General features: G+C 65.4%; 21 protein-coding genes. 6 read left to right on the top strand and 15 right to left on the bottom strand.

All coding sequences use genetic code 11. The features are described from left to right. Positions 1–3: 3 nt before the first annotated feature. The 14 genes from Q1W68_RS02330 to Q1W68_RS02265 all read right to left on the bottom strand — a co-directional run bounded on the left by Q1W68_RS02330 (position 4) and on the right by Q1W68_RS02265 (position 13,830). Positions 4–732: an endonuclease/exonuclease/phosphatase family protein gene (locus Q1W68_RS02330; RefSeq protein WP_300652741.1), complete on the bottom strand. Its 729-nt coding sequence runs from the start codon at positions 730–732 to the stop codon at positions 4–6. Between the two features lie 41 nt (positions 733–773). Continuing rightward, positions 774–1,232: a dihydroneopterin triphosphate diphosphatase gene (gene nudB / locus Q1W68_RS02325; RefSeq protein WP_300652743.1), complete on the bottom strand. Its 459-nt coding sequence runs from the start codon at positions 1,230–1,232 to the stop codon at positions 774–776. A gap of 11 nt (positions 1,233–1,243) precedes the next feature. Beyond that, positions 1,244–1,558, bottom strand: a complete 315-nt coding sequence (locus Q1W68_RS02320) for a YqjK family protein (protein WP_300652744.1) — start codon at positions 1,556–1,558, stop codon at positions 1,244–1,246. Then, on the bottom strand, positions 1,555–1,929 hold the full coding sequence (locus Q1W68_RS02315) for a phage holin family protein (RefSeq protein ID WP_300652746.1): 375 nt from the start codon (positions 1,927–1,929) through the stop codon (positions 1,555–1,557). The genes Q1W68_RS02320 and Q1W68_RS02315 overlap by 4 nt, the downstream gene beginning before the upstream one ends. Before the next feature lie 11 nt (positions 1,930–1,940). Further along, on the bottom strand, positions 1,941–2,261 hold the full coding sequence (locus Q1W68_RS02310; protein ID WP_056273030.1) for a DUF883 family protein: 321 nt from the start codon (positions 2,259–2,261) through the stop codon (positions 1,941–1,943). A 151-nt stretch (positions 2,262–2,412) separates the two neighbouring features. Further along, complete coding sequence (gene aspS / locus Q1W68_RS02305; protein WP_300715509.1) at positions 2,413–4,215, bottom strand: aspartate--tRNA ligase; 1,803 nt, start codon at positions 4,213–4,215, stop codon at positions 2,413–2,415. Positions 4,216–4,263: 48 nt separating this feature from the next. Next, positions 4,264–4,944 (bottom strand): DUF502 domain-containing protein, encoded by a 681-nt coding sequence (locus Q1W68_RS02300; RefSeq protein WP_300649438.1) that lies wholly within the window; start codon positions 4,942–4,944, stop codon positions 4,264–4,266. A 10-nt stretch (positions 4,945–4,954) separates the two neighbouring features. Next, positions 4,955–5,302, bottom strand: a complete 348-nt coding sequence (locus Q1W68_RS02295; protein WP_300649440.1) for an FmdB family zinc ribbon protein — start codon at positions 5,300–5,302, stop codon at positions 4,955–4,957. 139 nt (positions 5,303–5,441) lie between these two features. Beyond that, the gene (gene ubiB / locus Q1W68_RS02290) at positions 5,442–7,007 is read right to left on the bottom strand and encodes a ubiquinone biosynthesis regulatory protein kinase UbiB (RefSeq protein ID WP_300715508.1); all 1,566 of its coding nucleotides are present in this window, start codon (positions 7,005–7,007) and stop codon (positions 5,442–5,444) included. Beyond that, positions 7,004–7,636: a hypothetical protein gene (locus Q1W68_RS02285; RefSeq protein WP_300649444.1), complete on the bottom strand. Its 633-nt coding sequence runs from the start codon at positions 7,634–7,636 to the stop codon at positions 7,004–7,006. Before Q1W68_RS02285 ends, ubiB begins: the two co-directional genes overlap by 4 nt. Before the next feature lie 89 nt (positions 7,637–7,725). Beyond that, complete coding sequence (locus Q1W68_RS02280) at positions 7,726–8,730, bottom strand: Tim44-like domain-containing protein (protein WP_300649446.1); 1,005 nt, start codon at positions 8,728–8,730, stop codon at positions 7,726–7,728. 36 nt (positions 8,731–8,766) lie between these two features. Next, positions 8,767–9,498 (bottom strand): bifunctional demethylmenaquinone methyltransferase/2-methoxy-6-polyprenyl-1,4-benzoquinol methylase UbiE, encoded by a 732-nt coding sequence (gene ubiE, locus Q1W68_RS02275; RefSeq protein ID WP_300715507.1) that lies wholly within the window; start codon positions 9,496–9,498, stop codon positions 8,767–8,769. Positions 9,499–9,507: 9 nt separating this feature from the next. Then, positions 9,508–9,921 (bottom strand): DUF971 domain-containing protein, encoded by a 414-nt coding sequence (locus tag Q1W68_RS02270; protein ID WP_300649449.1) that lies wholly within the window; start codon positions 9,919–9,921, stop codon positions 9,508–9,510. Between the two features lie 27 nt (positions 9,922–9,948). Beyond that, positions 9,949–13,830 carry an FAD/FMN-binding oxidoreductase gene (locus Q1W68_RS02265; RefSeq protein ID WP_300715506.1) on the bottom strand — a complete coding sequence of 1,294 codons (3,882 nt, stop codon included), beginning with the start codon at positions 13,828–13,830 and terminating at the stop codon, positions 9,949–9,951. Between the two features lie 177 nt (positions 13,831–14,007). Between Q1W68_RS02265 and ugpB the strand changes: the two genes are divergently transcribed. The 5 genes from ugpB (at position 14,008) to ugpQ (ending at position 18,934) form a co-directional block, all read left to right on the top strand. Beyond that, positions 14,008–15,324, top strand: a complete 1,317-nt coding sequence (ugpB, locus tag Q1W68_RS02260; RefSeq protein ID WP_300655108.1) for a sn-glycerol-3-phosphate ABC transporter substrate-binding protein UgpB — start codon at positions 14,008–14,010, stop codon at positions 15,322–15,324. Between the two features lie 106 nt (positions 15,325–15,430). Beyond that, positions 15,431–16,312 (top strand): sn-glycerol-3-phosphate ABC transporter permease UgpA, encoded by an 882-nt coding sequence (gene ugpA, locus Q1W68_RS02255; RefSeq protein WP_300655111.1) that lies wholly within the window; start codon positions 15,431–15,433, stop codon positions 16,310–16,312. After that, positions 16,312–17,166 carry a sn-glycerol-3-phosphate ABC transporter permease UgpE gene (ugpE, locus tag Q1W68_RS02250; protein WP_300655113.1) on the top strand — a complete coding sequence of 285 codons (855 nt, stop codon included), beginning with the start codon at positions 16,312–16,314 and terminating at the stop codon, positions 17,164–17,166. Before ugpA ends, ugpE begins: the two co-directional genes overlap by 1 nt. An 8-nt stretch (positions 17,167–17,174) precedes the next feature. Further along, a complete protein-coding gene (gene ugpC / locus Q1W68_RS02245; protein ID WP_300715505.1) occupies positions 17,175–18,179 on the top strand; it encodes a sn-glycerol-3-phosphate ABC transporter ATP-binding protein UgpC in 1,005 nt (334 codons plus the stop codon). Positions 18,180–18,181: 2 nt separating this feature from the next. After that, the gene (gene ugpQ / locus Q1W68_RS02240) at positions 18,182–18,934 is read left to right on the top strand and encodes a glycerophosphodiester phosphodiesterase (protein ID WP_300715504.1); all 753 of its coding nucleotides are present in this window, start codon (positions 18,182–18,184) and stop codon (positions 18,932–18,934) included. A gap of 12 nt (positions 18,935–18,946) precedes the next feature. Here ugpQ and Q1W68_RS02235 read toward each other — a convergent pair whose 3' ends face one another. Continuing rightward, the gene (locus Q1W68_RS02235; protein ID WP_300715503.1) at positions 18,947–19,213 is read right to left on the bottom strand and encodes a hypothetical protein; all 267 of its coding nucleotides are present in this window, start codon (positions 19,211–19,213) and stop codon (positions 18,947–18,949) included. Between the two features lie 48 nt (positions 19,214–19,261). On the opposite strand from Q1W68_RS02235, the gene hemA reads away from it, so the two are divergent. Then, positions 19,262–20,560: a glutamyl-tRNA reductase gene (gene hemA / locus Q1W68_RS02230; protein ID WP_300715502.1), complete on the top strand. Its 1,299-nt coding sequence runs from the start codon at positions 19,262–19,264 to the stop codon at positions 20,558–20,560. Positions 20,561–20,622: the final 62 nt, after the last annotated feature.

Genomic DNA, 20,622 nt, shown 5'->3' with positions numbered 1-20,622 from the left:
CTTTCACAGCTCCAGCTCGGCGATCAGCGGCAGGTGGTCCGACATGCGCGCCCAGGCGCGTCCGTGCGGCACTTGCGCAGAGACGGGCCGCAGTCCACGCACAAAGATGCGGTCCAGGTGCAGCAGCGGCAGGCGCGAGGGATAGGTCGGCAGGCGGATGCCTTCGAAGGTGCGCAGGCCCAGGTCGGCCATGGGTTTGAGCAGCTGAGCGCCCCAGTCGTTGAAATCACCCGCCACGATCAGCGGCGCGGTTTCGGGCACGCCGGTGGCGACGTACTCGCCCAGGCGCTGCACCTGGCGCGAACGGCTGGCGTGGATCAGGCCGAGGTGGACCACGACCACGTGCACCTCGATGCCGTCGATCAACAACTGCACGTGCAACAGGCCACGCTGCTCGAAGCGGTGGTCGGACACGTCGGAGTGTTTGCTCTCGATCACCGGCCAGCGCGACAGCAGGGCGTTGCCGTGCTCGCCGTGGCGCGTGGTGGCGTTGGTGCGGTACACGGCCTCGTAGCCGTCGGGGGTGAGGTAACTGGCCTGGTCGAGGTCGGGCCAGCGCGTGAAGTGTTTTTCCAGCTTGCGGTTGTGTTGCCGCACCTCTTGCAGGCAGACAATGTCGGCGTCGAACTGCTCCACCGCATGCGCCAGGTTGTGGATCTCCAGCCGCCTCCCGGGGCCCAGGCCCTGGACGCCTTTGTGGATGTTGTAGGTGGCGACGCGAAGAATGCTCATGGGCAAATCATGCCACCAACCCCACGCGCGCCCTGCGTCAATCAGTTCAACCTCGCTGCCATTCTGGGCAGCCATGAAATCGCCTCGGCATTCGACGGCGAGAAACAGCGCTCGGCCGCCTGCGCCCAGGGCAACCAGACCTGATCGCGGTGCTCGCGAGGGCTCAACAACACCGGAACGGCGCGGGGAATGCACAGGCCGAACAGGTGCTCGGTGTTGTGCGTCACGCCCTCGGCATAGCGGTGGCGCCACTGCGGGTAGATCTCGTACACGTTTTCCAACGCCCAGTCGGTGAGCGTGTGGCCAGGCGCTCGCACATCGAGCCCGGTTTCTTCGGCCACCTCGCGCGCAGCGGTGAGTTCGAAGGCTTCATCCAGCGTATCCTTGGAGCCGGTCACCGACTGCCAGAAACCCGGCGCATCGGCGCGCTCGATCAACAACACCTCCAGTGCAGGTGTGTGGATCACCACCAGCACCGACTGCGGGATCTTCGGCGGCATGGACGCGGGGCTCAGAACAGGCGGGAGGTGGTGCTGCCCACCGTTCGGGCGCGCTGCAACAGCTTCCAGCCCGACCACAGGCGCAGCGCCAGGCCCAGCGAGCGGCGCGGGCGCCACACCGCCACGACAAGAACGCTGCCGGCCACCACCAGCGGGTTGGCACGCAACCAGATCCAGGCATCCTGTAGACGGTCTGCCCACAACCAGACGGGCTGCACCACCTGCAGTTGGTCCACCACCTGGCCGCGGAGCTGACCAGACCGCAGCACCAGCATCTGGCGCCGGCGGGCCAGTTGTTCGGCGCGGCCGGGTTCTGCTGTGCTCATGAGCGCAGCTCCTCGCGGTCCTGCTTGAGCTCTTCAACGGTGGCCGAAAACAGCCGGGTGCCGCTGCGCAAGCGCTCACGCGCCAGCCAGGCCGCGACACCACCGAGACCGATGAACACACCAGCGAACGCCGCGAGCGGCAACAGGCGGTGCGTGTCCCACAAGGCGACGGTGATCAACATGGCCAGAAAACCCAGCCCCAGGCTGAGAAAGGCCACGGCCACCGCACCATAGACCAGCAGGCCGCCCACGCGAATCACCTCTTCTTGCGCCTCCACGCTGAGCAGCTCCAGCCGCAGCTGGAGCAACTCGAGCACGGTGGCGGTCAGCCCCTTGAGCGAGGCCGAGAGGCGGGTCGGTGGCACAGGCATGCCGCGGGTGTTCAACGACGGCTGATCAGCAGACCGATCACAAGACCGATGCCGGCGGCGGTGCCCACCGCGCGCCAGGGGTGCTCGTGCACGTAGTCGTCGGTGGCTCGCGCCATCTCGCGGGTCTTTTCCTTGATCGCGTCTTCCGCGTCCAGCAGCTTGTGGCGGGCCAGGCGCAGGTTTTCGTTGATGCGCTCGCGCAGTTCCACCACCTTGCCTTCGGTCTGGTGGGCGGTGGCCACCATCAGCTCTTCGGCATCGGCGATGACGCGCTGCAGATCGGCGACCAGTTTCTCTTTGTTGGCCAGGGTGTCTTGGGCGTTTTTGCTCATGGGTAGGCTCCTTTCAAAAAGCCATCCTAACAAACCCTCACCGGTACCTTGACCTACGTTTCGTTACCGCACCTCGGCGGTGCGGAACCCGCAGCGGACCAACAAAAAAGGACGGCTTGTGCCGCCCTTTCTGTGTGACCGACCCGACCGATCAGGCGGATTTGGACAGCTCCGTGTTGCGCAGGCGGATGTGCAGTTCGCGCAGCTGCTTCTCGTCCACCAGGCTGGGCGCCTGGGTCAGCAGGCACTGTGCACGCTGGGTCTTGGGGAAGGCGATCACGTCGCGGATCGACTCGGCGCCGGTCATGAGCGTGACGATGCGGTCCAGACCGAAGGCCAGGCCACCGTGGGGCGGCGCGCCGTACTGCAGCGCATCCAGCAGGAAGCCGAACTTGACCTGGGCTTCCTCGGGCGTGATCTTGAGGGCGTCAAACACCTTCTGCTGCACGGCGGCGGTGTGGATACGCACCGAGCCACCACCGATTTCCCAGCCGTTGAGCACCATGTCGTAGCCCTTGGCGATGCACTTCTCGGGCGCGGTGACCATCCAGTCTTCGTGGCCGTCTTTCGGCGCGGTGAAGGGGTGGTGCACGGCGGTCCAGCGATCGGCTTCCTCGTCGTGTTCGAACATCGGGAAATCCACCACCCACATCGGCGCCCAGCGGCTCTCGAACAGGCCGTTCTTCTTGCCCAGCTCGCTGTGGCCGATCTTCAGGCGCAGCGCACCGATGGCGTCGTTCACCACCTTGGCCTTGTCGGCGCCGAAGAAGATGATGTCGCCGTTCTGTGCCTGGGTGCGCGCGAGGATGTCGGCCACCGCCTTGTCGTGCAGGTTCTTCACGATCGGGCTCTGCAGGCCGTCGCGGCCCTTGGTCACGTCGTTGACCTTGATCCAGGCCAGGCCCTTGGCGCCGTAGATCTTGACGAACTCGGTGTAGGCGTCGATCTCGCTGCGGCTCATGTCGGCGCCGCCGCGCACGCACAGGGCGACCACGCGGCCACCTTTCATGGTGGCGGGCGCAGAGAACACCTTGAAGTCCACGTCACCCATCACGTCGGTGAGTTCGGTGAATTCGAGCGACACGCGCAGGTCGGGCTTGTCGGAGCCGAAGCGGTGCATGGCTTCGCTGTAGGCCATGACCGGGAACTCGCCAAGGTCCACGCCGAGTGTGTTCTGGAAAACCGTTTTGATCATGCCCTGGAACATGTCGCGGATGTCTTCCTCGGTCAGGAACGAGGTCTCGATATCGATCTGCGTGAACTCGGGCTGGCGGTCGGCGCGCAGGTCTTCGTCGCGGAAGCACTTGGTGATCTGGTAGTAGCGGTCGAAGCCGGCCACCATGAGCAACTGCTTGAAGAGCTGCGGGCTTTGCGGCAGCGCGAAGAAGTGACCGTCGTGCACGCGGCTGGGCACCAGGTAGTCGCGCGCGCCTTCGGGCGTGCTCTTGGTGAGCATGGGCGTCTCGATGTCGATGAAGCCGTTGGCGTCGAGGAACTTGCGCACTTCCATGGCCACGCGGTAGCGCAGCATCAGGTTGTTCTGCATGTAGGGGCGGCGCAAATCCAGCACGCGGTGGGTCAGGCGCGTGGTCTCGGAGAGGTTGTCGTCGTCCAGCTGGAAGGGTGGCGTGACCGACGGGTTCAGCACCTGCAGGTCGTGGCACAGCACCTCGATCTGGCCGCTCTTGAGCTTGTCGTTGGTGGTGCCGGCGGGGCGTGCGCGCACCAGGCCGGTGACCTGCACACAGAACTCGTTGCGCACGTTTTCGGCGGTGCCGAACATCTCGGCGCGGTCGGGGTCGCAAACCACCTGCACATACCCTTCGCGGTCGCGCAGGTCGATGAAGATCACGCCGCCATGGTCGCGGCGGCGGTTCACCCAGCCGCAGAGCTTCACGGTTTCGCCCAGTTGGGCCTCGGTCACCAGACCGCAATAGTGGGTACGCATCGCCATTTCGCTTCTTCTTTCAACAGGTTCGCGGGCCGGGCCCGCGGGGGAACATCAGGGGGTCTTCTGGATGGCGCCGTCGGCGCCCACCTTGAGGTGCGGATTCTTGGGTCCACCGGGCACGATCACGCCCATGGACACGATGTAAGTCAGCGCTTCGTCCACGCTCATCTGCAGCTCCACGCAGGCGCTCTTGCGCACCATCACAAAGTAGCCGCCGGTGGGGTTGGGGGTGGTGGGCACGTAAACGCTGTGAAACTCGTCAACTTCGCCTGAGCGGCCCGGCTGGGCCTGCAGGTGGCGCAACACGTCACCGGCGGGCGCGCCGGTGAGGAAACCGATGGTCCACATGCCTTCGTGCGGCCACTCGATCAGCAAGGCCTTGCGAAACGCGTTGCCCTTCTCCGAAAACAGGGTGTCCGACACCTGCTTCACGCCCGAGTAGATCGATCGCACCACCGGGATGCGGTGCAGCAGCGCGTGCCACCAGCTCACCAGCTTGTTGCCGATGATGTTGGAGGCCAGTGCCCCGATGGAGAGCACGACCACCAGCGCGAACACCACACCCAGCCCGGGGATGTGCATGCCGAGCAATTGGTCGGGCTGCCAGCTGGTGGGCAGGATGCGCAAGGTCTGGTCGAGCGTGCTGACCACCCACTCCAGCACCCAGAGCGTGATGATCAGGGGCACCAGCACCAGCAGGCCCGAGAACAACCATTTACGCAAAGACGGCATGAGAAAGGGCTCAGGAGCCCGAAGATGTCGTCGGGGTGGCGGGCGCTGGCGCGGCGGCGGCGGCGGGGGCCGCAGCCGGTGCGGGCGCCGGTGCAGCGGCGGCATCACCCGCCGGTTTGGCCGGCGCAGCGGCGGCGGGAGCGCCCTCCGTGGCCGGCGTGGTGGCGGGCTTGCTGCCCTCGCGGAAATCGGTGACGTACCAGCCCGAACCCTTGAGCTGGAATCCGGCGGCGGTCAGCTGCTTCTTGAAGCTGGCCTGGCCGCACGACGGACACACGGTGAGCGGGTCGTCGGACATTTTCTGCAGCACGTCCTTGGCATGGCCGCAGGACTCGCACTTGTAGGCATAGATGGGCATGGCGTGAACCTGATGAAGAGGGGGGACGTCCCGCAGAGGCAAGCGCCCGGCGGGCGCGCCGCGTTCCCTTGCGGGAAGTGGAACAAAACCCGTCATTATAAATTGAGGGGGTATCAGGCGCCCTGCCGGGCGTCGGCATTCACCAGAGGCGCACGCGCACCAGTACCTGCATCACGATCAGGCCGAGCAGGAAACCCAGCGCGCCGTACAGGATGGCTTGGAGCAGGCGGTTGGTGCGGCGCTGCTCGACCAGCAGGCTGTCAAGTTCGCGCCGCAGTTCGTGTGGCTTGTGCTGCAAATAGTCGTTGATCAGGCGCGGCAAGGCGGGCAACAATTTCGCGTATTGGGGTGCCTCGGCCTTGAGCTGCTGCAGCAGCTTCTGCGGGCCGACCTGCTCGATCATCCATTTCTCGAGAAAAGGCTTGGCGGTGTTCCACAGGTCGAGCTCGGGGTCGAGCTCGCGCCCCAGACCCTCGATGTTGAGCAGGGTTTTCTGCAACAAGACGAGCTGCGGCTGGATCTCCACCTGAAAACGGCGCGAGGTCTGGAAGAGGCGCATGAGCACCAGCCCGAGCGAAATTTCCTTGAGCGGGCGGTCAAAGTAAGGCTCGCACACCGCGCGGATGGCGGATTCGAGCTCGTCCACCCGCGTGCTGGACGGCACCCAGCCCGACTCGATGTGCAGCTCGGCCACGCGCTTGTAGTCCCGGCGGAAGAAGGCCGTGAAGTTTTGCGCGAGGTATTCCTTGTCGAACTCGGTGAGGGTGCCAACGATGCCGAAATCCAGCGAGATGTAGCGCCCGAACGTGGCCGGTGCCGTGCTCACCTGGATGTTGCCGGGGTGCATGTCGGCGTGAAAAAAGCCGTCGCGGAAGACCTGGGTGAAGAACAGGGTCACGCCATCGCGCGCCAGCTTCGGAATGTCCACGCCGAGTTTGCGCAGCTCGTCGACCCGGTTGATGGGCAGACCGTACATGCGCTCCATCACCATCACCTCGGTGTGGCAGTAGTCCCAGAGCATTTCGGGGATCAGCACCAGATCGAGGCCCTGCATGTTGCGGCGCAGCTGGGCGGCGTTGGACGCCTCGCGCAGCAAGTCCAGCTCTTCGTGCAGGTACTTGTCGAATTCGCCCACCACCTCGCGTGGCTTGAGACGCTTGCCGTCGGCCGACAGCCGCTCGACCCAGCCCGCCATCATGCGCATGAGGCTCAGGTCCTTGTCGATCACGGTCACCATGTTGGGCCGCAGCACCTTCACCGCCACCTCGCGTCCACCGTGTCGGCCGTCGCGCAAGGTCGCAAAGTGCACCTGGGCGATGGAGGCGCTGGCCACCGGCACCTGCTCGAAGTGGCTGAAGACCTCGGTCAGCGGTTTGCCGAAAGCGCGCTCGATGCTCGCCACGGCCACTTCGCTGGGAAACGGCGGCACACGGTCCTGGAGACGGGCGAGTTCGTCGGCGATGTCGGGCGGCAACAGGTCGCGGCGGGTCGAAAGCACCTGGCCGAACTTCACGAAGATCGGACCCAGACGCTCCAGCGCCTGGCGCAGCCGCTCGCCGCGCGGTGCATCCAGGTTGCGCCCGATGGAGACGATGCGGGTGAGCAGGCGGATGCCCGGACGCTGGAAGCTGGAGAGCACCAGCTCGTCCAGCCCGTAGCGCAAGACCACCCAGACGATGAACGCGCCGCGAAACAGCCGCGTCATGCGCTGGGACCGCCGTCGCGCGGCGACACGCCGGCGTCCGACGCGGGTGCGCTGGCGAAGGGATTCTTCGGTGGAAAGCCCGCGGGCATGCGGGCCACGAACGCCTTGACCGCCTGGGAAGCTGCGCGTGCAAACCTCGCGATGGTGTGCGCAGTGGCGTCGCCCACCACCCGGGAGAGGTCCTCCTCCACATCCCAGCGCACGTTGTCCACCAGCCAGGCCACCTCCGCCGCCAGTTGCACATCACCTTGAATGTCCACGCCCGGTTTCTGACCAGCCAACACACTCTGCGCCAGCTCCAGCGGCGAGGTCTGGGTGAGTGTGACGCTGAGCTCGGGCTTGACGTCGGCTTCACAACGTTCCAGCAAACCAGCCGCGGTGGGCGCCAGTGTCAGGTTGAAGTCGCCCCACTGGATGCGCACGGGCTTGCCCTTCTGGCGCTTCAAGCGGTCTTGCGCCGCTGGCTCCTGCATCAACACATGGTTGAGAAACAGCACCAGACGGTTCTGCAGCTCGTCCACGACCCAGTCGGGCGGGCGGATCGAGCCCAGCAAGGACTGCAGGAAGTTCAGGGGAGAAGCGCCGGAAGGGCCCGGGCCAGAAGGAGAAACGGGTGGTTCATTTTTCATGACCACCCGATTTTGACGGATAAAACCCCTCGGGCGATGGCATCGGCCATTGCCCTGACGGGGCCGGGTCTTGTGCCCGGCTGCGGCCCTTACTGCAGAGCCTGCACGCCGGCCACCAGCCAACCACCGGAGCCGGCTTTGGGCCGCGTGATGTTCCAGACTTCGCGGAACGGGTTCGGTCCCGAGGACGCGTCTTCGCGGATCAAGCCCGAAAACTCCACACTGGCCATGTACTCGCCGTCCAGTTCCTCGATGCCCAGCAACTGGGCGTCGAGCATGACGACGTCGGTCTTGTTGACGCTCACACCGGTGGTGGCCTCGCGTTCGGCCAGCTGGGTGCGGATCTGCTCCAGCATGCCGTCGGTCATCATGGCGCGCAGACTCGGGATGTCGGAGCGGTCCCACGCGTCCTGCAGACTCACGAAATTGGCCTTGGAAGCCTTCAGGAAGCCCTCGGCGTCAAAACCGGCGGGTACGCCCCAGGTCTGGCGCCCCATCAGCGCGGCACCGATCATGGAGCCACCCGGGGCCGACGGCTGGGCGGTGTCGAGCGAAGCGGGGCCGCTGCGCTCCCAGGGACGGGCCGAGGCGTCGTTGCCCACGTTCTGCGGCAAGTAGCTGCGCGGCGTGGCCGGGTCGAACTGGGAACTGCCCGATTGGGTGAGCGGGCCACTGGCGTTCTGGTATGCCAGATTGCCGGAGCCGTTGGCCGCCGCGCGGCGGCGCATCAGCATGCCGATCACCGCCACGACCACGGCGGCCAGCAGGGCGAACATCAGGAACTGGGCAAAGCCTTCGCCAAAGCCCAGCGCCGACGCCAGCCAGGCCAGGCCCAGGCCCGCTGCCAGACCGCCGAGCATGGCACCCCACGGACGCTTGGGTGCGGCCGCCGCCGCCGGACTGGCGGTGGCCGGACGGGCCGCGGCGTTTTGCGTGGTGGCCGGCGCAGCTTGCTGCGTGGGCGCCGTGCTGCGCTGCGTGACGTTGCCCGACTGCTTGCCGATCGACACGCCGCCTCCCAGGCGCTTGGCCCAGACATCTTGCGAGCCCAGCGCCATCGCGCACACCAACATCACCGACCACAACGTGTTCATGTCCCTGTCTCCTTCAATCCATCATCCGAACCGCGATCAGCACTTGATGCCCACATGCAGCGCCACGACGCCTGCGCTCAGGTTGTGCACATCCACATGGCCAAAGCCCACACCGCGCATCATGTGCCGCAACGCTTCCTGCCCCGGGTGCATGCGGATGGACTCGGCGAGGTAGCGGTAGCTGTCCTCGTCGTTGGCCACCAGCTTGCCCAGTTTGGGCAGCACGTTGAACGAGTACCAGTCATAAGCTTTTTCGAGCGGCTTCGCCACCCGGGAAAACTCCAGCACCAGCAGCTTGCCCCCCGGCTTGAGTGTGCGGTGCATCTCGGCCAGGGCGTTTTCCTTGTTCGTCATGTTGCGCAGACCGAAGGCCACCGACACGAAATCGAACGATTCACTCGCGAACGGGAGCTTCTCCGCGTCGCACACCAGGGTCGGGAGCACCACCCCCATGTCGAGCAGGCGCGTGCGGCCTTCGCGCAACATCGCCTCGTTGATGTCGGTGTGAACCACCCGCCCTGTCGGGCCCACTTTTCTGGCAAAAGCCAGCGACAGGTCGCCCGTGCCGCCCGCGATGTCGAGCACCTGCTGGCCCGGCTGCGGGTTGGCCACGGTGAGCGTGTAGCGTTTCCAGAGGCGGTGCAGGCCGGCCGACATGAGGTCGTTCATCACGTCGTACTTGGGCGCGACCGAGTCGAACACGCTGCGCACGCGAGACGCCTTCTCGCGCTCGTCAACCGTCTTGAAACCGAAATGGGTGTCTGCCATGGCGGGCCTTCAGTGGCTGCCGCAGGCGTGGCCGCCCTTGTCCAACATGGGTGCATCGCGCTCCATGCCCGCAGCCGCCAGCCGCGCGGTGTAGTCGGCCCACAGATCGGCCTGCTTGGAACCCAGAAAGTACAGCAGGTCCCAGGAAAAGATGCCCGAACTGTGGCCGTCGGAGAACGTGGGCTGCACGGCGTAGTTGCCCACCGGCTCCAGCGCGACGATGCCCACTTCGCGTTTGCCGGTCTGCAGCACTTCCTGTCCCGGGCCATGGCCCTGCACTTCCGCCGAGGGCGAGTACACGCGCATCAGCTCGAACGGAATCTTGAATTCCTGTCCGTCCGAAAAGCCGATTTCGAGCACGCGCGACTGCTGGTGCAGCGTGATGGATTGCGGCGAGGGGGTGTTCTTGTCGAGTCCGGCCATGGGTGTTGTCTCTTGTGTGTTGTGAGGTCAGACCAGCACGCGTTCGATGCCACCGTCGTTGGCCTGGGCCACGTAGGTGGGCAACCAGTCTTCGCCCAGGATCTGGCGCGCCATCTCGACGACGATGTAGTCGGCCTCCAACAGGCCGTTGTTGAGGTCGTCGCCATAGCGGCTGAGGCCTTGCAGGCAGCTCGGGCACGAGGTGAGGATTTTCACGTTGTCCTGCGCTCCCACGGTGCCGGCGGCGCGCAGGGCGGCTTCGCCCTTTTGCAGCTCCTCTTCCTTGCGGAAGCGGATCTGGGTGGAGATGTCGGGCCGGGTCACGCCCAGCGTGCCCGACTCACCGCAGCAGCGTTTGCTCTCCAGCACGTTGTCTCCGACCAGCGCCTTCACCGTCTTCATCGGCTCCTGCAGCTTCATGGGGCTGTGGCAGGGGTCGTGGTAGAGGTATCCGCCCTGGCCGGCCGGCAAGGTGATGCCTTTTTCAAGCAGGTATTCGTGGATGTCGATGATGCGGCAACCGGGGAAGATCTTGTCGAATTCGTAGCCCTGGAGCTGGTCGTAGCAGGTGCCGCAGCTCACCACCACGGTCTTGATGTCGAGGTAGTTCAGCGTGTTGGCCACGCGGTGGAACAGCACGCGGTTGTCGGTGATGATCTTCTCGGCCTTGTCGAACTGACCGCTGCCGCGCTGCGGATACCCGCAGCACAAGTAACCCGGCGGCAACACGGTTTGCACGCCGGCATGCCACAGCATGGCCTGCGTGGCCAGACCCACCTGGCTGAACAGGCGCTCGGAGCCGCAACCGGGGAAATAGAACACCGCCTCGGTTTCTGCCGTGGTGCCCACCGGGTTGCGGATGATGGGCACGTAGTCCTTGTCCTCAATGTCCAGCAAGGCGCGCGCGGTCTTTTTGGGCAGGCCACCGGGCATCTTCTTGTTGATGAAGTGGATCACCTGCTCCTTGATGGGAGCCGCGCCCAGGGTGGCCGGCGGTGCGCTGGTCTGCTTGCGCGCAACCTTCTTCAAGAGCTGGTTGGCCATGCGCTGGGCCTTGAAGCCCACGTCCACCATGGCCGAGCGCATGAACTTGATGGTCTCGGGGTTGGTGGCGTTCAGGAAAAACATGGCCGCGGCATTGCCCGGACGGAAACTCTTCTGGCCCATCTTGCGCAACAGGTTGCGCATGTTCATGGTCACGTCGCCAAAGTCGATCTTGACCGGGCAGGGGCTCAGGCACTTGTGGCACACCGTGCAGTGGTCGGCCACGTCCTCGAACTCTTCCCAGTGCTTGATGCTGATGCCTCGGCGCGTCTGCTCTTCGTACAGGAAGGCTTCCACCAGCAGCGACGTGGCCAGGATCTTGTTGCGCGGGCTGTAGAGCAGGTTGGCGCGCGGCACGTGGGTGGCACAAACCGGTTTGCACTTGCCGCAGCGCAGGCAGTCCTTGACCGAATCGGCGATGGCGCCGATGTCGCTCTGCTGCATGATCAGCGACTCGTGCCCCATCAGGCCGAAGCTCGGCGTGTAGGCGTGTGAGAGGTCGGCACTGCGCAACTGGGTGTCATTGCCCACGCCCTGGCGCAGCAACTTGCCTTTGTTGAAGCGGCCTTCGGGGTCGACGCGGCCCTTGTACTCGGCGAACGGGCGCAGCTCTTCGTCGGTGAGGAACTCCAGCTTGGTGATGCCGATGCCGTGCTCGCCGGAGATCACGCCGTCCAGGCTGCGCGCCAGCACCATGATGCGGCCCACGGCTTCGTGTGCCGTCTGCAGCATCTCGTAGTCGTCGCTGTTGACCGGCAGGTTGGTGTGCACGTTGCCGTCGCCCGCGTGCATGTGCAGCGCTGCCCAGACGCGGCCCTTGAGCACGCGTTTGTGGATGGCGGTGCACTCTTCCAGCACCGCACCGAAAGCGGCCCCGGTGAAGATCTGCTGCAGCGGTCCACGCAGCTGGGTTTTCCAGCTGGCGCGCAGGCGGTGGTCTTGGAGTTGCGGGAACAGCGTGTCCACGTCGCTCAACCAGCCGGCCCACAGCGCGCGCACCTCGCGCACCAGCACCAGGGCTTGTTGCACGCGGTCTTCGAGCAGCTCGGCGCTGGGGATGTCGTTGGCGTCGTCGGTCTTGCCCAGCGGCAACTGGCCTTTGGCGAAGAAGGCCTCCAGCGCATCGGCCAGCTTGATCTTGTTGCGCAGCGAGAGCTCGATGTTGATGCGCTCGATGCCCTCGGTGTACTCGCCCATGCGCGGCAGCGGGATCACCACGTCTTCGTTGATCTTGAAGGCGTTGGTGTGCTTGCTGATGGCCGCGGTGCGTTTGCGGTCAAGCCAGAACTTTTTGCGCGCTTCGGCGCTGATGGCCACGAAGCCTTCGCCGCTGCGCGAGTTGGCGATGCGGATCACCTCGCTGGTGGCGCGCGCCACGTCGTCGGCATCGTCGCCCACGATGTCACCAATCAACACCATCTTGGGCAGGCTGCCGTTGCCCTTCTTGCTCTTGGTGGCGTAACCCACGGCCTTCAGGTAGCGGTCGTCCAGGTGCTCAAGCCCGGCCAGCAGCACGCTGGAGCGCTTCTGCTCAGCGAACATGAAATCCTTGATCTCGACGATCGAGGGCACGCAGTCGCGCGGGTTGCCGAAAAACTCCAGGCACACGGTTCGCACGTGCTCGGGCATGCGGTGCACCACCCAGCGCGCGCTGGTGATGAGGCCGTCGCAGCCTTCTTTCTGGATGCCGGGCAGGCCGCTCAGGAACTTGTCGGTCACATCCTTGCCGAGGCCTTCCTTGCGGAAGGTCTTGCCCGGGATCACGAGTTGCTCGGTGCGCACCGGCGTCTTGCCATCGGCCTCGAAATACTTCAGCTCGAAACTGGCCACATCGGCGTCGTGGATCTTGCCGAGGTTGTGGTCCAGGCGGGTGACTTCGAGCCACTGGGCCTGGGGCGTGACCATGCGCCAGCTGAGCAGGTTGTCCAGCGCCGTGCCCCACAGCACGGCCTTCTTGCCACCGGCGTTCATGGCGATGTTGCCGCCGATGCACGAGGCCTCGGCCGAGGTCGGGTCCACCGCGAACACGTGGCCCGCACGTTCGGCCGCATCGGCCACGCGCTGCGTGACCACGCCGGCTTCGGTCCAGATGGTGGGCAAAGGCTTGTCGTGGCCGGGCGCCTTCACCCACTCCACCTCGGTCATGGCTTCAAGCTTTTCGGTGTTGATCACCGCGCTTTTCCACGTCAACGGGATCGCGCCACCGGTGTAGCCGGTGCCGCCCCCGCGGGGAATGATGGTCAGGCCCAGTTCGAAGCAGCCTTTGACCAGCAGGGCCATTTCTGTTTCGGTGTCGGGCGTGAGCACGACGAAGGGGTATTCGACGCGCCAGTCGGTGGCATCGGTCACGTGCGACACGCGCGACAGGCCATCGAACTTGATGTTGTCGTGGGCGGTGAGCTTGCGCAGCGCCTTGGTGGCGCGCTGGCGCAACGCCGCCATGTCTTCAAACGAGCGCGAAAAAGCGTCCACGGCGCCCTTGGCGGCTTGCAGCAGTTCAACCACCAGTGCGTCGCGACCGGCATCGTCCTGTGGCGTGCGGCGCTTTTGGACTTCGCCCAGGCGGTGGTGCAAGGCGTCCACCAGCTGTTTGCGGCGCTTCGGCGTGTCGAGCAGGTCGTCTTGCAGGTAGGGATTGCGCTGCACCACCCAGATGTCACCCAACACCTCGTACAACATGCGGGCCGAGCGGCCGGTGCGGCGTTCGCCACGCAGCTCGTTCAGCAGGGCCCAGGCCCGCTCGCCCAGCAAACGCTGGACGATTTCCCGGTCGGAAAAGGAGGTGTAGTTGTAGGGGATCTCGCGCAAGCGCGGCGCTTCCTCGGTGGCCACGGCGAAGAGCGAGAGCGGTGTGGGAGCGTTCATGAGTCTGGCAGACGCCAACGTGACAATGGGTAGCCCAAGATGGTACCGCAGGGTCCATTCACCCACCCCCCTTATGGAAACCCCCGTTGTCACGGTCGGGAAACACCGTTGCAATGGATTTGTCACAAAAGTCCCCTAGCCTACGGCGTTCCCACAGCAAGCCAATCCGGAGCATCCATGCAGAAACGTCTTCTTTCCCCGACCGCCGCCCTGGCACTCGCCGCCCTGATGAGCGGGCCGGCCCACGCCCAGACAGAGATCCAGTGGTGGCACTCCATGGGCGGCGCCCTGGGTGAGTGGGTCAACGACCTGGCCAAGGACTACAACGCCAGCCAGACGCAATACAAGATCGTGCCCACCTTCAAGGGCAGCTACGACGAGTCCATGACCGCCGCCATCGCGGCCTTCCGCTCGGGCAACGCCCCGCACATCCTGCAGGTGTTTGAAGTGGGCACCGCGACCATGATGGCCAGCAAGGGCGCCATCGTGCCGGTGGGCAAGGTCATGAGCGATGCCGGCGTGACGTTCAACCCGGCCGCCTACGTGCCGGCGGTGGCGGGCTACTACACGGCCCCCAACGGTCAGATGCTGAGCTTCCCCTTCAACAGCTCCACCCCCGTTTTCCATTACAACAAGGACGCCTTCAAGGCGGCCGGCATGGACCCGGAGAACCCGCCCAAGACCTGGCCCGAGGTGGCGCTGGCCGCCGGCAAGCTCAAGGCAGCGGGCCACAAGTGCCCGTTCACCACCAGCTGGGTGAGCTGGACGCAGCTGGAGAGCTTCTCGGCCTGGCACAACACCGAGTTCGCGACCCAGGGCAACGGCATGCGCGGCATCGACGCCCGCCTGACTTTCAACACGCCGCTGCACGTGCGCCACATCGAGAACCTGGCCAACATGGCCAAGACAGGGCTGTTCGTCTACAAAGGCCGGGGCAATGCGGCCGACGCCACCTTCGTCTCGGGCGAGTGCGCCATGACGACCGGCTCCTCGGCGCTCTACGGCAACATCAAGCGCAACAGCAAATTTGCCAGCGGTATCGGCACCCTGCCCTACTACCCCGATGTGGCCGGCGCACCGCAGAACACGGTGATCGGTGGCGCGAGCCTGTGGGTGATGTCGGGCAAGAAGGCCAACGAGTACCAAGGCGTGGCCCAGTTCTTCGCCCACCTGTCCAAGCCGGCCGAAGCCGCAAAAAGCCACCAGCGCACCGGCTACCTGCCGGTGACACTGGAATCGTTCAAGCTGACCGACACCAGCGGCTTCTACAAGCAGAACCCCGGCACCGACGTGTCGGTCACGCAGATGATCCGCAAGACCACCGACAAGTCACGCGGCATTCGCCTGGGCAACTTCGTTCAGATCCGCACGATCAACGACGAGGAACTGGAGCAGGTCTGGGCTGGCAAAAAGTCGGCCAAGGATGCCCTGGACACCGCGGTCAAACGCGGCAACGAACAGCTGGAGCGATTCCAGAAGGCCAACAAGTCCTGATAATCTCGCCCGGGCCCCGCAAGGCGCCCCACCCGCCCCACCGCTGGCAGCCCCGGCCGGGGCGGGTTTTTCGTTGAACACGCACCCTTTGTGCACTGAAAGTCCCATGGAAAAACGAGTTCGGTTCAAGTCGTCTTGGCTGCCCTGGGCGCTGATCGCGCCGCAGATGGCCATCGTGCTGGTGTTCTTTTTCTGGCCGGCCGCCCAGGCGCTCTACCAAAGCCTGTTGACACAGGACCCGTTCGGTCTGTCCACCGAGTTTGTGGGTCTGGAGAATTTCCGGCGCTTGTGGGCCGACGACACCTACCTCGCCTCCTTCACCACCACCGCGGTGTTCTCGCTGCTTGTGGCGGTGATCGGTCTGTCGATTGCCCTGCTGCTGGCCGTGTACGCCGACCGTGTGCTCAAGGGCTCGGGGGTCTACAAGACGCTGCTCATCTGGCCCTATGCCGTGGCGCCCGTGGTGGCCGGCGTGTTGTGGCTGTTCATGTTCGCTTCGCCCATGGGCGTGGTGGCCTACTACCTGCGCGCGGTGGGCATCGAGTGGAACCACCTGCTGGACGCCGACCACGCCATGACGCTCATCGTGGCAGCCGCCGTCTGGAAGCAGATCTCCTACAACTTCCTGTTCTTCCTGGCCGGCCTGCAATCGATCCCGAAGTCGCTGATCGAAGCCGCCGCCATCGACGGTGCGGGCCCGTGGCGCCGCTTCTGGTCCATTGTGTTCCCGCTGCTGTCACCCACCACCTTCTTCCTGCTGGTGATCAACATCGTCTACGCCTTTTTCGACACCTTCGGCATCGTCGACGCCACCACCCAAGGTGGACCGGGCAAGGACACCGCCATCCTGGTCTACAAGGTCTACTACGACGGCTTCAAGGCGCTCGACATGGGCGGCTCGGCCGCGCAGTCGGTGGTGCTCATGGTGGTGGTCATCACGCTCACGGTGATCCAGTTCCGCTTCGTCGAGAAGAAAGTGCAGTACTGATGATCGAAAAACGCCCCGGCCTCACGGTCCTGTCCCACGTCGTGCTGATCCTCGGCGTGCTCATCGTCGGCTTCCCGCTCTACATCACCTTCATCGGCTCCACCCAGACGTCCGAGCAGATCGCGCAGGCCTTCCCCATGTCGCTCATCCCGGGCAACAACATGCTGGAGACCTACCGCACCGCGCTGTTTGGCGGCGAAACGCAAGCCGGCAGCCGCATTGCGGCGGCCGCGCCCATGATGTGGGTGAGTCTGGTGAGCGCGCTGGTGATCACCATCGGCAAGATCGCCATCTCGCTGCTCTCTGCCTTCGCCATCGTGTACTTCCGCTTCCCGATGCGCAACCTGGTGTTCTGGATGATCTTCGTCACCCTGATGCTGCCGGTGGAGGTGCGGATCGGGCCGACCTACGAAGTGGTGGCCAACCTCGGGATGCTCAACACCTACGCGGGCCTCACGGTTCCGTTGATTGCCTCGGCCACCGCCACCTTCCTGTTCCGGCAGTTCTTCCTGACCGTGCCCGACGAACTGGTGGAGGCTGCGCGCATGGACGGCGCGGGCCCCATGCGTTTCTTCAAAGACGTGCTGCTGCCACTGTCCAAGACATCGATCGCCGCGCTGTTCGTGATCCAGTTCATCTACGGCTGGAACCAGTATTTGTGGCCGCTGCTGGTGACCACCGACGAGTCCATGTACCCGGTGGTCATGGGCATCAAGCGCCTGATCTCGGGCGATTCGTACACCGAATGGAACGTGGTGATGGCCACCGCCATCCTGGCCATGCTGCCCCCGGCACTGGTCGTGATCTTCATGCAACGCTGGTTCGTCAAGGGCCTGGTCGACACTGAAAAGTAAAGACAAAAATGGCCTCCATTTCCCTGCGCAACGTCGTCAAGCGCTATGGCTCCGGCAAGACCGGGCTGCAAGTGATCCACGGCGTCAATGCCGAGATCACCAACGGCGAATTCATCGTCATCGTCGGCCCGTCGGGCTGCGGCAAGTCCACCCTGCTGCGCATGGTCGCAGGGCTTGAAGAAGTCAGCGGTGGCGAGATCTGCATCGGCGAGCGTGTGGTCAATGAACTGGAGCCGGCCGAACGCGACATCGCGATGGTGTTCCAGAACTACGCGCTCTACCCGCACATGACCGTGTTCGACAACATGGCCTACGGCCTGAAGATCAAGAAGGTGCCGATCGCCGAGATCAAGCAGCGCGTGGACAAGGCCGCCGGCATCCTGGAGCTGGGGCACCTGCTGGAGCGCAAGCCGCGCGAACTCTCGGGCGGCCAGCGCCAGCGCGTGGCCATGGGCCGCGCCATCGTGCGCCAGCCGCAGGTGTTCCTGTTTGACGAGCCGCTCTCCAACCTGGACGCCAAGCTGCGCGCCCAGACCCGGCTGGAGATCCAGAAACTGCACCGTGAATTGGGCATCACCTCGCTCTTCGTCACGCACGACCAGGTGGAGGCCATGACCCTGGCCGAACGCATGATCGTGATGAACGCCGGCAACATGGAGCAGTTCGGCACCCCCGAAGAGGTGTATTCGCGCCCCGCCACCACCTTCGTGGCCAGCTTCATCGGCTCGCCGCCCATGAACCTGCTCAAGAACGCTCCGGGTGGCAAGCCCGGCCAGATCCTGGGTGTGCGCCCCGAGCACCTCGACATCGGCACGGAAGGCTGGGCACTGCAAGTGGACACGGTGGAGCTGCTCGGCGCCGAACGCCTGGTGCACGCCCGCCTGGGCGACGAAAAACTCATCATCCGCACCCATGAGGACCAGGGCGCGCCGGTGGTGGGCAGCACCATCCACGCCCAGCCGCGGCTCGACCGGCTGCATTGGTTTGACGCGGCGACAGGCAAGCGGGTGTGAGCATGACCGACCCGATCCGGCCCTGGCCTTATCCGCGGTGGATCGCGCACCGGGGCGCCGGCAAGCTCGCGCCTGAAAACACCCTGGCCGCGTTCCGGCTGGGCGCGGCGCATGGCTACCGCATGTTCGAATGCGACGCCAAGCTCAGCGCCGACGGCGTGGTGTTCCTGCTGCACGACGACACGCTCAACCGCACCACCAACGGCCATGGTGTCGGCGGTGACCAATCCTGGAGCGCGCTGAGCCAGCTCGACGCCGGCGGCTGGCACTCGCGCGGTTTTGCGGGCGAGCCCCTGGCCACGCTCGAAGGCGTGGCCCGCTTCTGCCAGGCCAACGCCTGCTCGCTCAACATCGAGATCAAACCCACACCGGGCCTGGAAGCGCAGACCGGCCGGGCCGTGGCGGCCGCGGCTCAGCGCCTGTGGCAAGACCAGCCAGGCTGGCCACCGCTGCTCACCTCGTTCCGGCCCGAGGCCTTGCACGGTGCCATGCTCACCGCGCCCGAGCTGCCGCGCGGCCTGCTGCTGGACACGCTGTGGGACGGCTGGCTGGACGTGGCGCGTTCGCTCGAATGCGTGGCCATCGTCTGCAACCACGCGCTGTGGGACACGGCGCTGGTGAGCACCGCCCGCGCAAACGGTTTGCGCATGCTGGCCTACACGGTGAACGACGACTGGGCTGCCCAGCGCCTGCTCGACCTGGGGTTGGACGGCATCATCACAGACCGCTTGGAGCTGTTCGCGCCCGGGCGCTGAACCCGCGTGGGCTCAGCGCCCGCGCAGCCACCAAGCCAGCGTGCCTTGAACCAGCACCAGGGCGGCATAGGTGGCGATCCGGCCGTCGCGGCCAAAGTACGCCAGCCCCGCGAGCAAGACGCCGATGCCAGCCAGGCACAGCAGGGCGAGTTGCATGGCGCTGCCAAAACCCGGCCGTCCCTTGCGCCGGATGCGCAGACTGGCCCACAACAGCAAACCCACGCCGAGCGCGGGCGCCACAAAACCCGCCAGGTGGGCCAAGACAGACAGAAGTGTCATTGAAAGTTGACAGTGACATGCATAAGCGATCAATTTTATAATCGGGCCATGTCTGTCTGGACCCTCGGCATCAACCATCACACGGCTCCGCTCGATCTGCGGGGCCGTTTTGCGTTTGCCCTTGACCAGATCCAGCCCACGCTCAACGGATACCGCCAGAGCCTGGCGCGCCAACCCGAAGCCACCCTGCTCTCCACCTGCAACCGCACCGAGCTCTACGGCGCGGGCGACGCCTCATCCGTGGACCCCACGCTGGACTGGCTGGCCCAGACCGGTGGCGTGAGCACGCACGTGCTGCGCGACCACGCGTATGTGCTGCGCGACGACCAGGCTGCCCGCCATGCGTTTCGCGTGGCCAGCGGGCTCGACAGCATGGTGCTGGGCGAAGCGCAGATCCTGGGCCAGATGAAGGACGCGGTGCGCGCCGCCAACGACGCCGGCGCACTGGGCAGCACGCTGCACCAGCTGTTCCAGCGCTCGTTTGCCGTGGCCAAGGAAGTGCGCAGCTCCACCGAGATCGGCGCCCACTCCATCAGCATGACGGCCGCGGCCGTGCGCCTGGCCTCGCAGCTGTTTGAAGATTTGAAAGACATCCGGGTCCTGTTCGTGGGCGCGGGCGAGATGATCGAACTCGCTGCCACCCATTTCGCCGCCAAAACGCCCAAGAGCATGGCGATTGCCAACCGCACACTGGAGCGCGGCGAAAAGCTGGCCAACCGCTTCGGGGCCCAGGTGATCCGCCTGGCCGACGTGCCCGATCGCCTGCACGAGTTCGACGCCGTCATCAGCTGCACCGCCAGCACCCTGCCCATCATCGGTCTGGGCGCCGTGGAGCGCGCGCTCAAGAAGCGCCGTTACCGCCCCATGTTCATGGTCGACCTGGCGGTGCCGCGCGACATCGAATTCGAAGTGAAAGCGCTGACCGACGTGTACCTTTACACGGTGGACGACCTGGCCACGGTGGTGCAGACCGGCAAGGACAACCGCCAGGCCGCCGTGGCCCAGGCCGAGGTGATCATCGACGCCGGCGTGGCCAGCTTCATGAACTGGATGGAGCAGCGCAACCCCGCCAGCGGCGTGGTGCCCCTGATCCAGCAGATCAACGCCCAGGCGGATCAATGGCGTGCGGTGGAACTGGCCCGCGCGCGCCGCATGCTGGCCAAAGGCGAGCCGGTGGAAGCCGTGCTCGAAGCCCTGTCCAGGGGCCTCACCCAGAAAATGCTGCACGGCACGCTGGCCGAGCTCCACACCGGCGACAACGCCGCGCGCGCCGCCACCGCGCAAACCGTCTCGCGCCTGTTCCTGCGCGAATCTTCGGCCCGGTCGCCGCGCGATCCGCAGGCCTAGCGGCTTGCCCAGGGCATGGTCATCCGCGGTTCGATGCCGCCGGATGGCCGACCCGCCGACAC

This window comes from Hydrogenophaga sp., from assembly GCF_030158645.1.
In the GTDB taxonomy this organism is placed as follows: Bacteria; Pseudomonadota; Gammaproteobacteria; order Burkholderiales; family Burkholderiaceae_C; genus Hydrogenophaga.
The sequence above is the reverse complement of the archived record's forward strand: the minus strand, read 5'-3'. Positions and strand labels throughout refer to the sequence as shown.

What these genes read in the sequence shown, in the direction of transcription:
- ugpA (WP_300655111.1), top strand. Translation starts at nt 15,431, where the DNA reads ATGGAAAAACGAGTTCGGTTCAAGTCGTCTTGGCTGCCCTGGGCGCTG.
- Q1W68_RS02265 (WP_300715506.1), bottom strand. Translation starts at nt 13,830, where the DNA reads ATGAACGCTCCCACACCGCTCTCGCTCTTCGCCGTGGCCACCGAGGAA.
- Q1W68_RS02320 (WP_300652744.1), bottom strand. Translation starts at nt 1,558, where the DNA reads ATGAGCACAGCAGAACCCGGCCGCGCCGAACAACTGGCCCGCCGGCGC.
- ugpC (WP_300715505.1), top strand. Translation starts at nt 17,175, where the DNA reads ATGGCCTCCATTTCCCTGCGCAACGTCGTCAAGCGCTATGGCTCCGGC.
- ugpE (WP_300655113.1), top strand. Translation starts at nt 16,312, where the DNA reads ATGATCGAAAAACGCCCCGGCCTCACGGTCCTGTCCCACGTCGTGCTG.
- Q1W68_RS02270 (WP_300649449.1), bottom strand. Translation starts at nt 9,921, where the DNA reads ATGGCCGGACTCGACAAGAACACCCCCTCGCCGCAATCCATCACGCTG.
- hemA (WP_300715502.1), top strand. Translation starts at nt 19,262, where the DNA reads ATGTCTGTCTGGACCCTCGGCATCAACCATCACACGGCTCCGCTCGAT.
- nudB (WP_300652743.1), bottom strand. Translation starts at nt 1,232, where the DNA reads ATGCCGCCGAAGATCCCGCAGTCGGTGCTGGTGGTGATCCACACACCT.
- ubiE (WP_300715507.1), bottom strand. Translation starts at nt 9,498, where the DNA reads ATGGCAGACACCCATTTCGGTTTCAAGACGGTTGACGAGCGCGAGAAG.
- aspS (WP_300715509.1), bottom strand. Translation starts at nt 4,215, where the DNA reads ATGGCGATGCGTACCCACTATTGCGGTCTGGTGACCGAGGCCCAACTG.
- Q1W68_RS02235 (WP_300715503.1), bottom strand. Translation starts at nt 19,213, where the DNA reads ATGACACTTCTGTCTGTCTTGGCCCACCTGGCGGGTTTTGTGGCGCCC.
- Q1W68_RS02295 (WP_300649440.1), bottom strand. Translation starts at nt 5,302, where the DNA reads ATGCCCATCTATGCCTACAAGTGCGAGTCCTGCGGCCATGCCAAGGAC.
- Q1W68_RS02330 (WP_300652741.1), bottom strand. Translation starts at nt 732, where the DNA reads ATGAGCATTCTTCGCGTCGCCACCTACAACATCCACAAAGGCGTCCAG.
- ugpB (WP_300655108.1), top strand. Translation starts at nt 14,008, where the DNA reads ATGCAGAAACGTCTTCTTTCCCCGACCGCCGCCCTGGCACTCGCCGCC.
- Q1W68_RS02285 (WP_300649444.1), bottom strand. Translation starts at nt 7,636, where the DNA reads ATGAAAAATGAACCACCCGTTTCTCCTTCTGGCCCGGGCCCTTCCGGC.
- Q1W68_RS02310 (WP_056273030.1), bottom strand. Translation starts at nt 2,261, where the DNA reads ATGAGCAAAAACGCCCAAGACACCCTGGCCAACAAAGAGAAACTGGTC.
- Q1W68_RS02280 (WP_300649446.1), bottom strand. Translation starts at nt 8,730, where the DNA reads ATGAACACGTTGTGGTCGGTGATGTTGGTGTGCGCGATGGCGCTGGGC.
- ugpQ (WP_300715504.1), top strand. Translation starts at nt 18,182, where the DNA reads ATGACCGACCCGATCCGGCCCTGGCCTTATCCGCGGTGGATCGCGCAC.
- Q1W68_RS02300 (WP_300649438.1), bottom strand. Translation starts at nt 4,944, where the DNA reads ATGCCGTCTTTGCGTAAATGGTTGTTCTCGGGCCTGCTGGTGCTGGTG.
- ubiB (WP_300715508.1), bottom strand. Translation starts at nt 7,007, where the DNA reads ATGACGCGGCTGTTTCGCGGCGCGTTCATCGTCTGGGTGGTCTTGCGC.
- Q1W68_RS02315 (WP_300652746.1), bottom strand. Translation starts at nt 1,929, where the DNA reads ATGCCTGTGCCACCGACCCGCCTCTCGGCCTCGCTCAAGGGGCTGACC.